This is a genomic window from Sodalis sp. RH19, assembly GCF_047324215.1.
In the GTDB taxonomy this organism is placed as follows: Bacteria; Pseudomonadota; Gammaproteobacteria; order Enterobacterales; family Enterobacteriaceae; genus Acerihabitans.
Map to the genome: position 1 here is coordinate 3,309,513 of NZ_CP178734.1, position 13,827 is coordinate 3,323,339.

11 protein-coding genes and 1 tRNA gene are annotated in these 13,827 nt (G+C 55.7%); 4 read left to right on the top strand and 8 right to left on the bottom strand.

Features of this window, described 5'->3' with window-relative positions:
- The first annotated feature begins 45 nt into the window (after positions 1 to 45).
- Together ACL2XF_RS15040 and ACL2XF_RS15045 are read left to right on the top strand one after the other, a co-directional pair.
- Positions 46 to 990 (top strand): 2-hydroxyacid dehydrogenase, encoded by a 945-nt coding sequence (locus tag ACL2XF_RS15040; protein WP_410016274.1) that lies wholly within the window; start codon positions 46 to 48, stop codon positions 988 to 990.
- A 119-nt stretch (positions 991 to 1,109) separates the two neighbouring features.
- A complete protein-coding gene (locus ACL2XF_RS15045) occupies positions 1,110 to 2,555 on the top strand; it encodes a DASS family sodium-coupled anion symporter (RefSeq protein WP_413722204.1) in 1,446 nt (481 codons plus the stop codon).
- Positions 2,556 to 2,678: 123 nt separating this feature from the next.
- Here ACL2XF_RS15045 and ACL2XF_RS15050 read toward each other — a convergent pair whose 3' ends face one another.
- Both ACL2XF_RS15050 and ACL2XF_RS15055 read right to left on the bottom strand, forming a co-directional pair.
- On the bottom strand, positions 2,679 to 4,340 hold the full coding sequence (locus ACL2XF_RS15050) for a methyl-accepting chemotaxis protein (RefSeq protein ID WP_413727100.1): 1,662 nt from the start codon (positions 4,338 to 4,340) through the stop codon (positions 2,679 to 2,681).
- A gap of 654 nt (positions 4,341 to 4,994) precedes the next feature.
- Positions 4,995 to 5,070, bottom strand: a tRNA-Thr gene (locus ACL2XF_RS15055).
- Positions 5,071 to 5,325: 255 nt separating this feature from the next.
- Here ACL2XF_RS15055 and ACL2XF_RS15060 point away from each other — a divergent pair.
- Positions 5,326 to 5,748, top strand: coding sequence for a VOC family protein (locus ACL2XF_RS15060; RefSeq protein ID WP_413727101.1), 423 nt, complete (start codon positions 5,326 to 5,328; stop codon positions 5,746 to 5,748).
- Between the two features lie 250 nt (positions 5,749 to 5,998).
- Here the strand turns inward: ACL2XF_RS15060 and proA are convergent, their stop codons facing one another.
- The 5 genes from proA to gpt all read right to left on the bottom strand — a co-directional run bounded on the left by proA (position 5,999) and on the right by gpt (position 10,844).
- Entirely contained in the window at positions 5,999 to 7,252 is a 1,254-nt protein-coding gene (gene proA, locus ACL2XF_RS15065) for a glutamate-5-semialdehyde dehydrogenase (RefSeq protein ID WP_413727102.1), read from the bottom strand.
- Positions 7,253 to 7,261: 9 nt separating this feature from the next.
- A complete protein-coding gene (gene proB / locus ACL2XF_RS15070; protein WP_410016280.1) occupies positions 7,262 to 8,365 on the bottom strand; it encodes a glutamate 5-kinase in 1,104 nt (367 codons plus the stop codon).
- Between the two features lie 113 nt (positions 8,366 to 8,478).
- Positions 8,479 to 8,880, bottom strand: a complete 402-nt coding sequence (gene crl / locus ACL2XF_RS15075) for a sigma factor-binding protein Crl (protein WP_410016281.1) — start codon at positions 8,878 to 8,880, stop codon at positions 8,479 to 8,481.
- Positions 8,881 to 8,955: 75 nt separating this feature from the next.
- Complete coding sequence (frsA, locus tag ACL2XF_RS15080; RefSeq protein ID WP_413722199.1) at positions 8,956 to 10,203, bottom strand: esterase FrsA; 1,248 nt, start codon at positions 10,201 to 10,203, stop codon at positions 8,956 to 8,958.
- Positions 10,204 to 10,385: 182 nt separating this feature from the next.
- Complete coding sequence (gene gpt / locus ACL2XF_RS15085) at positions 10,386 to 10,844, bottom strand: xanthine phosphoribosyltransferase (protein WP_162367625.1); 459 nt, start codon at positions 10,842 to 10,844, stop codon at positions 10,386 to 10,388.
- A 233-nt stretch (positions 10,845 to 11,077) separates the two neighbouring features.
- On the opposite strand from gpt, the gene pepD reads away from it, so the two are divergent.
- Positions 11,078 to 12,538 carry a beta-Ala-His dipeptidase gene (gene pepD, locus ACL2XF_RS15090; RefSeq protein WP_410016283.1) on the top strand — a complete coding sequence of 487 codons (1,461 nt, stop codon included), beginning with the start codon at positions 11,078 to 11,080 and terminating at the stop codon, positions 12,536 to 12,538.
- Between the two features lie 19 nt (positions 12,539 to 12,557).
- On the opposite strand, the gene dinB is transcribed toward pepD, so the two are convergent.
- Positions 12,558 to 13,643 (bottom strand): DNA polymerase IV, encoded by a 1,086-nt coding sequence (dinB, locus tag ACL2XF_RS15095; protein ID WP_413722198.1) that lies wholly within the window; start codon positions 13,641 to 13,643, stop codon positions 12,558 to 12,560.
- Positions 13,644 to 13,827: the final 184 nt, after the last annotated feature.

The window sequence follows — 13,827 nt, forward strand, 5'->3', positions numbered from 1 at the left end:
TTAGCCGTCACGTTATGTCGCTTTAAACTTTAAACGGGATATGTCATGGACACTAAAAAAATAGAAGTAATGGTTATTTCGCCTCTTCCCCCGGTTATGCTGGACGAACTGGCAGAGACATTTACCATACATAATTATTGGTTGACGGAAGACAAAGAAGAATTATTAAGCCAAACCGCCACGCGGATACGCGGGGTGGTGACCCGATCCCATCTTGGAATAAATAGAAGAATTATCAATGCCTTGCCTCAGCTGGAGATGGTGTCGATTTTTGGCGTTGGCCTGGATGCCGTCGATCTGGATGCGGCGCGTGCGCGTAACTTGGTGGTGACGAATACACCGAAGGTACTCAGTGAATGTGTGGCGGATACCGGTTTGGCGCTGATGTTAAGCGTCTCTCGCCGTATTTGCGAGGCCGATCGGTTTTCCCGTTCTAAAGCCTGGTTGAATGGACAATTTCCTTCCGCCTCGCGGATGCACGGCAAAATATGCGGTATTGCCGGCCTGGGCAATGTCGGGCAGGCGGTAGCGACCAGGGCGCAGGGTTTTGGCATGCCAATACATTTTTATGACCCCTATTCCAAAGAACAAAACTTTAAACGTTTCGATACCCTGGTGGCGCTGGCGGAATCCTGTGATTTTTTAGTATTGACCCTACCGGGTGGTGCTGAAACTTTCCATGCGATAAACAAAGAGGTATTACAAGCCTTGGGTAAATCCGGGATCTTGGTAAATATCGCCCGCGGCACTGTTGTCGACACTGCGGCATTGATCGAGGCATTAAATAATAAGGACATCTTGGGTGCGGGGCTAGACGTATTTGAAGACGAGCCCGTTATCCCGCGTGAGCTGTTCCAATTTGACAACGTTGTCCTTACCCCCCACCTGGCAAGCAACACCGTTGAGACCCGTACTGATATGGCAAACTTAGCGGTGCGTAATATCAGAAGCTATTTCGAAGAAGGGCAGGCTATTACGCCGGTAAAATAATTCATCTCCATGGTGACCGTTATTTTCGCCTAAAGCTTCTTATGTCTATTTGCTTTTATATTATTCATTTTTTATGAAGGGATATTTTTGCACATAGATATACTTACAAGGAACTCTCTATGAGCGCTGTCATGCTTGAAAAAATGCCTGACCATTCTGCCCTTAAGAAAAAATGGGCCAGGATCGGCATTTGCGTTTTGTTTGGCGCCATCATTTGGAATATTCCCATCCCGATTGGGTTTACGCCTCAAAATTGGCATTTATTTGCAATATTTTTTTCCACCGCTTTCGGTTTTATGCTGCAGCCCCTGACGTTGGGGGTTATTACCATTGCATCCCTGGTTGTCGCGGCGATGTTTGGCGTTTTGGATGTCAAAGGGGTGCTGGTCGGCTACAGTGCCGATGTGGTGTGGCTTATCGTCGCTGCGTTTCTCTTTTCACGCGGCTTGATTAAAACCGGCCTGGGCAACCGGATTGCTTATGCCTTGTTGCAGCGCTTTGGCAGCAGTTCCCTTAAGCTTGGCTATACCCTGGCATTCAGCGATGTCCTGATAAGCTTTTGTGTTCCCTCGGCGACCGCGCGCTGTGGGGGCATCATGTTTCCCATTGTCCGAAGCGTAGCGGAGGTCAGCGGCTCTAAACCCGGCAGCTCCGCCAGGAAACTGGGGGCGTACCTCGTGCAGACGGTGGTACAAGTCGATAGCGTTGCCGCCTGCCTGACCCTAACGGGGCAAGCCGGCAATCTGTTAATGGTGGCGTTTGCTTCCAAAATCGCGGGCATAGAAATTTCCTGGAGCATATGGGCAATGGCGGCGTTTGTGCCGGCGCTGTTTTGTCTGTTGATCATGCCGTATTTGCTGCACAAGATTTACCCACCTGAATCGAACCAGACTCCGGAAACCAAACAGATTGCCAAATCGTCGCTTCAGGCCATGGGCAAAATGTCTTTTAAAGAAATTTTACTTTGCATAATCCTGGTATTGACCATTATCGGTTGGGGCACCAGCGGAATGACTAAAATCTCCGCGACCGTTATTGCCCTGGCCGGCGTCTGTCTTATGTTGCTGGCGGAAGTCATCGACTGGAAGGACGTGATCAATGAAAGTGGCGCTTGGGACACGCTGGTGTGGTTGGGCGGTATGTACGGCTTGGCGGAAAATTTATCAAAATCAGGTTTCTTTAAGGTATTTGCGGATTGGGTACAGGTCAGCTTATCGGGTATGCCGGTTCTGCCCGTATTGATCATACTGGTCAGCATCTATGTTTTTTCTGCGTATTTCTTTGCGGGGGGGATCCCGCATATTCTCGTCATGTATCCAGCATTTATAACCGTAGGCATTGCTGTGGGCGCACCGCCGATGCTGGTATGCTTATTATTAGCCTTTTGCTCTTCTTTATATCAGGCCATTACGCATTATTCGTCTGGCCCGGCGGCAATATTTTTTGCTGGAGGATATATAGGACAAAGGGAGTGGTGGAAGTTAGGTTTTATCGTGACCTTATTTAATGTGTTGGTATGGTCAATACTGGGCGCTTTCTGGTGGAAGATCATCGGACTTTGGTAACATGGCAATATTGAGCATCAGGCCCAGCCGTCATGCTGGGCTTTTTTTATCGGTGATCATCCACGGAGTTGCATGAGGCAGGGTTCTGAATCCCGCCGCCTCATCTTGACTTTTTTACACGGGTCAGAAACTTTGCCAGCCTTCTTCCATCTCCGCTGTCTTTTTCTTCGTTGTCAGTCCATAAGGTGACGATTTCGCCACTCCTGTCGGGCTTAGCGCGGAGGGGGATTTTCCCGTTGACGGTGATTCGATAACAAACGTGGCTACCAGCTGATTGAGGACGGTGGCCTGCTCCATTAGCGAGTGCGAGGCGGCCGAGGCTTCCTGTACGAGTGCCGCATTCTGCTGCGTCACGTCGTCCATCTGGTTAACCGCCTGGTGGACCTGGCCAATACCCAGCATCTGCTCTTTAGCGGCGGCCGCGATTTCATTCACCAGGTCTGCGACCTGACTGATTGCGTCCTTCATACCGGCCATATTCTGCCCGACTTCTTCCGCCTGACCCGCCCCTTTCTCCACGAAACTCATGGAAGACTCAATCAGCACTTTGATCTCACGGGCTGAAGACGATGAGCGCTGTGCCAGACTACGGACTTCACCGGCAACGACTGCAAATCCGCGCCCCTGCTCCCCGGCCCGCGCCGCTTCAACTGCGGCATTCAGCGCCAGAATATTGGTCTGGAAAGCAATACCTTCAATAAGCGAGATGATATCGGTAATTTTTGCAGAACTGCTCCTGATATCGGACATTGTGCCCAGCATGGTGCTGACCTTAGCTGTGCTGTCTTCCGAGAGCCGGCGGGCATTCTGTGAAAGCTGGCTTGCCATACCGGTATTTTCGGCAGTCTGCCGTACCGTTTCACTCAACTCTGACATGCTGGCCGCCGTCTGCTCCAGGGAGGCAGCCTGCTCTTCGGTGCGGGACGAAAGGTTCTCGTTGCCTGCCGATATCTGCGTCGAGGCCGTAGTGACGGATTGGGAGGACGCGCTCACGGACAACAGCGAGGCGGCAACATTTTCCACCAGGACATTGAATGCTTTTGCCGTCAGGCCAATTTCGTCTTTACGTGAATCATCCGCCCGCAGGGTCAGGTCCAAGCGGGAACTGGCATTCTCCATGGTGGAACGCATGGCGTTAAGGTTTCTGCGGATACCGGTTATCGTCTTCACACTGAATAAGCCGAGGATAAGGATCACCAGCGCCGACCCGCCAATCATGCCCCGTAACGTCAACTGATAAATATGGATATTCTGATTGTTAAGCGCTTCACCGACGTCTACGTTCAACTGCAACTGCTTCATGTAGCCGGCGATGAGGCCGCGGGTGGCTTCACCCACACCAGCGTCGCCCTGGAGCTCACCGAGGGAGACCGCGTTATTCTGTTCACGGGAGCCTTTCAGGAAGGCGGGCAGTTTGTTCTGGATATCTTGTATGCTGGCCAGGCCTGCCTCCGTCATCTGCCGGTCGCTGTCGTTGGAAATATCGTGATCCAGATAGAATTGATTGAGAGATTTCAGATTACTTACCAGCTCGCTGAGTTTTTTCTCAACTTTGGCTTGTCTGGCCGGGTCGGTTACGCTCTGATGCCGGTACATCCAGATAATCAGCTGGTTGCCGCCATCCACCATTTTGCTTAAGTCGATAATGGAAGGAACAGTATTGCTCTGGACATACTGAAAACGTGCCTGAAATCCTGTTACTACCAGAACGGCCACAATCACCAGGGCAATAAGTGAGGCTGACAGCAGAGAAAAGACCAGGAACAGACGCTGTGTAATTGTCATATTTATTTTCACCTGAGATGTGCCGGATAGAAGGGCTGCATGTCGTAAACCATTCAGCAGCCCTTAACTATCGGCGTCAGACAGAAAATAGTTAATTAAACTTGCCATTATCCCGAGATTGACCCAAGACCGATTTTTTCTCCCGTTAAAAGCAGAATTCCGGCAGGCTAAACCCTCCCCGAAGAAGAGGTAATGATTGAAGACGGGCACAGACATTCTAATCAATCCAGCCAGATACGGCCCCTGGACTGTCAGCGTCATAGATAGCATTGAGCGTAGGCTTTGACATTTGACATTGCCCGCATAAAAAAGCCCACCAGATGGCGGGCGAAAACGAAATGGGGCAATTAAATAATGACAGGGTGAGAATAGGTGAGGAAGGTGACGGCTGGATGACAGGCATGAAATAGCCCGCGCGAGGGCCGGTTTCAGCCTGCTTCAGGGCAAAAGCAATGTGCTCTTCGGTACAGCGGATCTTTTTCATGTCTGGATTGTTTTTTTTAAAGAAAAGGGGGACAGAAAATTCCCGTTTAGCCTGGTCCTGATTACTGCGGGGAAGATCAGTCTGGTAGATAATGGAAGATAAGAAACGGGCTACACTGCGTAGTATACGGGCTGTTAATTTATTTCGGTAGACTTGGGAAGAGTTTGAAATGGTGCCGATAATAGGAGTCGAACCTACGACCTTCGCATTACGAATGCGCTGCTCTACCAACTGAGCTATATCGGCATGATGAAGCTGTGTCATGCGGGATGAATCTCGGTGGGACACGTTATGCAAAAGCGGTGAAAGAGTCAATAGGCGGGCGCGCGTATGCCGATAAAAACATCAAATAGCCGTTTAAGATCAACCCGCGCCTACATTATCGCCACTTATCCTGCCATACCGCGCCGCGCCATCGCTGACAGGATGCTCTATAGTAAGTACTAACTATTATTTTCCCATAAGTCTGATGGACTCTGTCAGCGCTGCCCGGAGGAATCAATGCAACTGCAAGGCATCCATCATGCCGCACTGGCGGTGAGCGATATGGATCTTATGCTGGCATATTATCGCGACGCGCTCGGCATGCGGCCTCACCCCATTAAACGTAACTGGCTTAACGCCGGCCGGGGCTTTTGCCTGCACCTGATGCCGTCGAACGGCACGCTGGCGCCACGCGATCCGTCTCGGCATATCGCCTTCCAGGTGGGTGACCTTAACCGCTGCGCCGGCTTTCTGCTTGCACAAGGACTCCAGCCATACCAGATGTCCGTCACCATGGAAGTGTGTTTGATAACCGACGGCACCGGCCCGCTGGATAACGGTATCGGCACGCTTTTCCTGGATGATCCGGAGGGCAATACCCTGGAGTTTATAGAACGGGGCCGGGGAATATTCAGCAAGTATAATGATGGGTTGGAATAAAAGAACGCCCGCGATGGCGTTGCCAAACAACAGGCCCGGCCGGATGCGTTTTAGGCCGCCTGAGCATCGCCAGGCGCCACCGGGAATAGCCGCGGCGCCTGGCGGTAATAATAGAAGTAAGCGCCTGCTATCACGATAAGCGTCTTAACGCACTAGGGGCCTGACAGGTATCCGCACCACAGGAGCGATTGCCGTAACCGTCGCCCGTCCGGTCCCGGCGGGCGCTGAGGTCATCCACACCTGAGCGCTGTCACGCCCTGCTGAGATTATCCCCATACCCAATCCATTTATAGGTGGTTAGCGCTTCCAAACCCATCGGGCCGCGCGCATGGAGCTTTTGGGTGCTTACCGCCACTTCCGCGCCCAGGCCGAACTGGCCGCCGTCGGTGAAGCGAGTGCTCGCATTGACATATACCGCCGACGAATCCACCTCGCGCACAAAGCGTTCCGCGTTAGCCAGCGACTGGGTGAGAATGGCATCCGAATGCTGGGTGCCGTATCTGCGGATATGATCGACCGCCTCGTCAAAGCCTTTCACCACCTTGACGTTCAAATCCAGAGACAGCCATTCATCCTGATAATTGGCCTCCTCCACCGGCACGCAGGCCGCCGGACCGTCGGCCAGAAACGGCCGCGCGCCGTGGTCGGCATGCAGCGTCACGCCTAGGCTGTGCATATGCCTGCTTAAACGGCTCAGGAAGGCCGGCGCGACAGCCTCGTGCACCAGCAGAGTCTCCAGGGAGTTGCAGGCGCTGGGACGCTGGATTTTGGCGTTCTCGATAACCTTGAGCGCCGGCTCAATATCGACGGTCTCATCGGCATAGATATGACATACGCCGATACCGCCGGTAATCACCGGGATCGTGGAATTTTCGCGACATAACTTATGCAGCCCCGCCCCGCCGCGCGGGATCAGCATATCCACGTAGCGATCAAGCCTCAGCAGTTCGTTCACCAGGGCGCGATCGGGATTATCGATGGCCTGTACCGCGCCAGGCGGCAACTGGCAGTCCACCAGCGCCTGCTGAATAGCCTTGACGGTGGCGGCATTGGTGCGGTGGGTCTCTTTGCCGCCGCGCAGGATCACCGCGTTGCCGGTTTTCAGGCATAAAGCCGCCACGTCCACCGTGACGTTGGGGCGCGCTTCATAAATCACAGCCACCACGCCCAAAGGTACGCGGCGTCGTTCCAGCTTCAGGCCGTTGTCCAGTTGGCGGCCGTCGATCACCTGGCCGACCGGATCCGTCAGGAGGCAAACCTGGCGCACGTCGGCGGCGATGGCGGATAAACGCGCCGGGGTAAGCAGCAGACGGTCCAGCAAGGCATCGCTCAGGCCGTTTTGCCGCGCGTCGGCCATATCCAGCGCATTGGCCGCCAGGATATCCCCGCTTTGCGCTTCCAGGCGATCGGCGATGGCCAGCAGGGCCCGGTCTTTGTCGGCGCTGCTCAGCACGGCCAGTTGCCAGGATGCCGCTTTGGCGTCTTTGCCCATTTGCTCAAGCATAGCTACTCCTTAATAAATAATCATATCGTCGCGATGGATGGCGACCGGCCCATACTCGTAGCCGAGGATGGCGCTGATGTCCTGCGAATGGCGGCCGGCGATCATGCGCAGCGCGTCGCTGTTATAACGGCTGACGCCATGGGCCAGATCCTGGCCGTCAAGGCCGCGGATACGCACCACCACGCCGCGCGAGAAATCGCCGTCCACCGAACGGATACCCTTGGGCAATAATGAGCTGCCCCGCTCGCGAATCGCCGCCAGCGCGCCGTTATCGACGGTGATATCCCCTGCCGGCGGCGGCCCGAACAGCCAGCGCTTGCGCGTTTCCAGCGGCATTTGCTGCGCATGGAAACGGGTGCCCACCGGCCGATCCGCCATCATATCGCCAATCACGCCCGGCTTGCTGCCGGCGGCGATGACCACATCGACGCCGGCCCGGCTGGCGACGTCCGCCGCCTGGATTTTGGTCGCCATGCCGCCGGTGCCCAGGCCCGAGACGCTGTCGCCGGCAATGGCGCGCAGGGCGTCGTTAATGGCCGTGACCTCGGTGATAAGCGTAGCGTCGGGGTTGGTGCGCGGGTCGGCGGTATACAGCCCGGCCTGGTCGGTCAGCAGCAGCAGTTTATCGGCGTCGGCCAGGATGGCCACCAGCGCCGAGAGATTATCGTTATCGCCCACTTTTATTTCAGCGGTGGCCACCGCGTCGTTTTCATTGATAACCGGCACGATGCGGTTATCCAGCAGCGCGCGCAGCGTGTCGCGGGCGTTGAGGAAACGCTCGCGATCTTCCATATCCGCGCGGGTGAGCAGCATCTGGCCGATATGGATACCGTAAATGGAAAACAGCTGTTCCCAGAGCTGGATCAGGCTGCTTTGGCCGACGGCGGCCAACAGCTGTTTTGACGCAATGGTCGCGGGCAATTCCGGATAGCCCAGGTGCTCGCGACCGGCGGCAATGGCGCCGGAAGTGACAATCACAATCCTGTGGCCGGCGGCGTGCAACTGCGCGCACTGGCGCACCAGCTCGACGATATGGGCGCGGTTAAGCCGGCGCGATCCGCCGGTCAAAACGCTGGTGCCCAACTTCACAACCAATGTCTGGCTGCCATCCATAACATATCTACCGTAATAAAGTTAAAAAGGCGTGCCTGGTCTTTATAAAAAGAAAAAGCGTTATGCCCGCCAGCATAACGCGAAATAAGATAAAAAGCAGGTGCGTGATGGCGTTAGTCTTTCAGGACAAAGGGCTCTTCTTTGAAGTTATCCGCCGGTTCCAGCGTCATCTCAAGCGACAGGATATAAGCGCGCAGGCGGGTATGAAAAGCGCGCAGCGAACTTTCCAGCTTATCGATTACCGCCGGATCGCTGATTTTTTCCTCATTCCAGCGACCCGCTTTATCGAACATGCCCAGATGATAGGCATAGGTATAACGGTTCTCTTCAGCTTCCAGATCGATCCACCATCCCCAGAATTCACGTTTTTCCGGCGAGGGCTGCATATTGATGCATACCGCCAGGCAATCAAAGAAAAAATGATTGTCGCTGCACTGCCCTTCGCGGATATAGGGGCCGAGCGCGGTAAATCCTTTCATCAACCTGCTTTTCGGATGTCCACTTACTAACGCCATGCTGATAACCTCAAATGCCTCAAAATGAATACTGACTTCTTTATGTAGCAAATCTATAGGATTAAGCAAACTTACTTAGTCACATTTTGCCAGCCAGTCGCGGATTTCGAGCAGCGCCCGATGAAAATTCTGATACACCGGCGCCGATTTTATGCGAAATAAGGTGCCGGACAACGATGACGACGCGATAAGCGCGGCCTCTTCCTTCGGGCTAAAGGGATCGTTATCCCAAAAGCCGGACAGCATCGGCGTTGGGCAGCGCCTGCCCAGCAGTCCCTGGATCTTGAGCGAATAACGGCTCAGCTCGATTTTCAGCGCCGCATCCGAGGCGTTGGCCATGCCCATGCGGCTGGCCAGCACGTCCATATACATATCCGGCGCCTGATCCTGGCGCGCCGGATCGGTAAGCAGCGCGTGCACCACCGGTCCGAGGCAGGCGACGCCGCGCAGGCGCCGGGACTCCAGATACGCCAGCCGGACGGCGATATTGGCGCCGAAACGAAACCCGAAAGCCATGACGCGCCTGGGGTCGACCCACGGAATATCCGCCAGGCCTTTTAACACCTGCTGGTGGAGAAAGCTGGAATCCTGGTTCAGGGTCCATTTCGACGAAAAACCGATGGACGGCATATCAATGGTCAACATTGCCAGGCCCGCCGGGGCAAAATAGTCATGGAACAGGCGGTAGGTGTCGTTTTGCAGCATATCCAGGCCACCGCACACCAGTACGGTGGGAAACGGGCCTTTTCCCTGCGCCGGCAAATGCAAAAATCCCGTCACGCTGCCGCCGCCGGCAACGGGGAAGGTCAGCGCTTTCAGCTCATAGCTGAGCCGGGAGGCGGCTTCCTCCCAGGCGCGGTTGGCCAGGGTTTGCGCCTGTTCCGCCAACAGGTCGCCGCACAAATGGGGATACGCGGCCACGCTGTAGAAATTGGCCGCCTGCAGCCAATGCCGCCCGGCAAGCGCGGCATCCGGCTCATCCATGCCGCGCTGTTGCCACGCCATGCCCTGATGGGACCACTCATAAATCCAGTTGCCGGGCCGGTAGCCGATCACGGTATCCAGCAGGCGATCGTCGGTCCTTTCGCTTTTGCTGGCGGCGATACGGGCCAGCACCTCTTCAATCTCCCAGGGATCGATACCGCGCCAAATCCACAGCAGGCGGTTGATCATGCGATACCAATTACCGGGGTTGGTGCCCTCGAGGGCGGCGAGGATGGCGGCTTGCCTGCCGATATGGCGCGGCCGGGTGACCAGTGTCGAGGTTTCCTGTTGCTTGAACGTGGGTTTAAACAGTACTTCGCTCAGATTGGTGCCGCTCATTGAGCTATTGCCTCCATCAGCCAAAATCTATGAATGAGGGGTTATATTAGCAAGATTGCTCATTGCGCGACAAATAAACCAACGCCCGGCATGGTGCCGGGCGTGCGGTCGGGAATCATCCCCGGATTAACGGCCGTGAAGCCAACCCGGGGCGAGGGTGCGACGGACTATTTCCCCGCTGTTTATTTACCGACTAACGGGGGAATAAACACCACGCCCATATCCCATGGCTGTTCGATCCAGGTGTCCTGAGGAATATCGACCATATAGTCATCCACCAGCGGCCGGCCGGCGGGCTTAGCGAAAATCGTCACGAAATGGGCTTTGGGGTACATATCGCGGATGGCTTTGGCGGTGCCGCCGGTATCCACCAGGTCGTCAATGACGATAAAGCCTTCGCCGTCGCCCTCGGCGCGTTTAAGCACCTTGAGTTCGCGCTGGTTGTTATGGTCATAGCTGGAGATGCAAACGGTGTCCACGTGGCGGATATTCAGCTCGCGCGCCAGCAGCGATCCCGGGACCAGGCCGCCGCGGCTGACCGCGATAATGCCCTTCCACTGTTCTGCGGGGAGTAGCCGTTGGGCCAGTTTCCGCGCCTGAATTTGCAACATGTCCCAGGTTACGACGTATTTTTCGCTCATAAATGCTGTCCCAGCCGGATTGGGTCGGCTTAAAAGTACAGGGAAAAAAGGTTGCGCGAGATTATAAAGACGCCACCGCCGAAATACCAGCGCTACCTCCCTTTTTAACCGCGGTTTCCCACCCGGGCAAAGTAAAGTGGTATTCTTTATTTCTCTTTGGTAACCATCCGACCGTCTGCGGGCTGTTTATTAATGACCAGACCGGGTCTTACGTTGTAACAGGAGTTTTTATCGTGTCTGAACTGACTCAACTTTCACCTCAGCCGTTATGGCAGATATTCGCCAAGATCTGCTCCATTCCCCATCCCTCTTATCATGAAGAAGCGCTGGCTACCCATATCCTGCGCTGGGCGCAGGAAAAAGGCTTGCATGGGGAGCGCGACGCGGTCGGCAATGTCCTGCTGCGCAAGCCCGCCACGCCGGGGTATGAGAAACGCCAGCCGGTGGTGCTGCAGGCGCATCTGGATATGGTGCCGCAGAAAAACAGCGATACCATCCATGATTTTACCACCGATCCCATCCAGCCTTATGTCGACGGCGACTGGGTCAAGGCACGCGGCACCACGCTCGGCGCCGATAACGGTATCGGCATGGCCTCCGCGCTGGCGGTGCTGGCCGACGACAGTGTGCAGCACGGCCCGCTGGAAGTGTTGCTGACCATGACCGAGGAAACCGGCATGGCGGGCGCCTTTGGTTTACAGCCGGGCTGGCTGCAGGCCGAGATCCTGATCAATACCGATTCCGAGGAAGAAGGCGAAATCTATATGGGCTGCGCCGGCGGGGTTGATTTTAAAACCGTCCTGCCCCTTGAGCGCGAGGCGGTGCCGGCCGGCTACCAGATCCTCAAGCTGACCGTTAAAGGACTGAAAGGCGGCCATTCCGGCGGCGATATCCACCTGGGACTGGGCAACGCCAATAAACTGCTGGCCCGTTTCCTGTCCCGGCACGCGCAAAAGCTGGATATCCGCCTGCTGGATCTTAACGGCGGCACGCTGCGTAACGCCATTCCGCGCGAGGCCTTTGCCACCCTCGCCCTGCCGCAGGAAAACGCCGAGAGCCTGAACGCCCTGGCGCAGGAATACCTGGCGGTGATCAAGGCCGAACTGGCGGCGGTGGAAAAGAAACTGGCGATTGAGATTGAGCCGGCGACATCGGACGCGCAGGCGCTGACCAAAGCCTGCGGCGATCGGTTTATCGCCCTGCTTAACGCCACGCCCAACGGCGTGATCCGCATGAGCGACGACGTCAAAGGCGTGGTGGAAACCTCGCTGAACGTCGGCGTGGTCTCGATGGCGACGGATCAAGCGATGATTCGCTGCCTGATCCGCTCGCTTATCGACAGCGGCAAGGAAGAGGTGGTGGGCACGCTCACCGCCCTGGGCCAGTTGGCCGGCGCCGAAACAGCCGCCAAGGGCAGCTACCCGGGCTGGAAACCGGACGCCAATTCGCCGGTGATGCATCTGGTGCGCGAGACCTACCAGAAGCTGTTTAACAAAACCCCCAATATCCAGGTGATCCACGCCGGTCTTGAATGCGGTCTGTTTAAAAAACCCTATCCGCGCATGGATATGGTGTCCATCGGGCCGACCATTACAGGACCGCACTCCCCGGATGAACAGGTGCATATTAAAAGCGTCGGCCAATACTGGATATTGCTTACCGCGCTGCTGAAAGCCATTCCTGAAAAGCACTAAAGCGTAACGCCCCCGCGCCTCAGGGAAGAGGCCGGTGGCGCAAATCGTCTTCCCAATTAAGCATGAGCTGACGCTCGATTTGCGGATCCAATAACGTTACATGCAGCCCCACCAGCCGCACGCCGCGATCGCCGCGCCGCTGCTCCCAGGCCTGCCGCGCAATATGCAGCAAATCCTCTTTGTTCAACTTCGGCCAGACATGCTCCTGGGTGGTCTGCTGGAAATCGGCGAACTTCAGCTTAATGCCCTGCCGGGCGATATGCAGATCCGGCCTGACCCGGCCAAGACGTCGCTCCAGTTCCGGGTAAAGCTGTTCGATAATGGCCTCGCACTCTACCCAGGCGACGATATCTTCCGCCAGCGTGCGCTCGACGCCGACGGATTTGCGCAGGCGATCGGACGAGACCTCCCGTTCGTCGATACCCTGTGAACGCTCCCAGATCACCCGGCCGAATTTACCAAACTGCCGCAGCAGCGTCGCCAGATCACAGCGTTGTACATCCAGGCAGGTCGTTAAGCCCATGTCGGCGAGTTTTTTGGCGGTGACTTTACCCACGCCGGGTATTTTGCCTAACGGCAACTGCGCCAGAAAAGCCGGCACGTCCCCGGGAGTAATCACATACTGTCCGTTGGGCTTATTCAGGTCCGAAGCAATCTTGGCTAAGAATTTTACCGGCGCCACGCCCGCCGAGGCGGTAAGGTTCAGCTCGTCGGCAATCTGGCGGCGGATGGCCTGGGCCATCAGCGTAGCCGACCCGCTGTGATGATGGCTGTCCGTCACATCCAGGAAAGCTTCGTCCAGCGACAGCGGTTCAATCAGCGGCGTATATTGGCTGAATATATGCCGGATATGTTCCGAGGCTTCTTTGTAGGCCGCCATGCGCCCGGGCAGCAGTTTTAAATGCGGGCAGAGTTTCAGCGCCATGGCGGTCGACATGGCGCTATGCACGCCGAATACCCGGGCCGGATAATTAGCGGTGCTGATGACCCCGCGCCGGTCCGCCCGGCCGCCGATGGCGATGGGGATATCGCGTAAAGTCGGATCGTCGCGCATTTCCACCGCCGCGAAGAAGCAATCCATATCGACATGTATGATTTTACGCATTTATCCCCCTTAACTGTACAAGTATACAGTAAGACGACGAATTTATACAAAACGTATCTTGATAAATATACAGGCAGTGATATCTTGTCGCTGTTTTAGTTGTTTTACTTGCCGTTTTTTAAAGGGTCCGCCGACAACGCCCCGTTGCCCGGCATCTTTATTATTTTGACTACGCAGGAATGAT

Excerpts from the sequence above, each read along its gene's own strand:
- dinB (WP_413722198.1), bottom strand. The coding sequence starts at position 13,643 with ATGCGTAAAATCATACATGTCGATATGGATTGCTTCTTCGCGGCGGTG.
- ACL2XF_RS15050 (WP_413727100.1), bottom strand. The coding sequence starts at position 4,340 with ATGACAATTACACAGCGTCTGTTCCTGGTCTTTTCTCTGCTGTCAGCC.
- proA (WP_413727102.1), bottom strand. The coding sequence starts at position 7,252 with ATGCTTGAGCAAATGGGCAAAGACGCCAAAGCGGCATCCTGGCAACTG.
- ACL2XF_RS15045 (WP_413722204.1), top strand. The coding sequence starts at position 1,110 with ATGAGCGCTGTCATGCTTGAAAAAATGCCTGACCATTCTGCCCTTAAG.
- crl (WP_410016281.1), bottom strand. The coding sequence starts at position 8,880 with ATGGCGTTAGTAAGTGGACATCCGAAAAGCAGGTTGATGAAAGGATTT.
- ACL2XF_RS15040 (WP_410016274.1), top strand. The coding sequence starts at position 46 with ATGGACACTAAAAAAATAGAAGTAATGGTTATTTCGCCTCTTCCCCCG.
- ACL2XF_RS15060 (WP_413727101.1), top strand. The coding sequence starts at position 5,326 with ATGCAACTGCAAGGCATCCATCATGCCGCACTGGCGGTGAGCGATATG.
- frsA (WP_413722199.1), bottom strand. The coding sequence starts at position 10,203 with ATGAGCGGCACCAATCTGAGCGAAGTACTGTTTAAACCCACGTTCAAG.
- proB (WP_410016280.1), bottom strand. The coding sequence starts at position 8,365 with ATGGATGGCAGCCAGACATTGGTTGTGAAGTTGGGCACCAGCGTTTTG.
- gpt (WP_162367625.1), bottom strand. The coding sequence starts at position 10,844 with ATGAGCGAAAAATACGTCGTAACCTGGGACATGTTGCAAATTCAGGCG.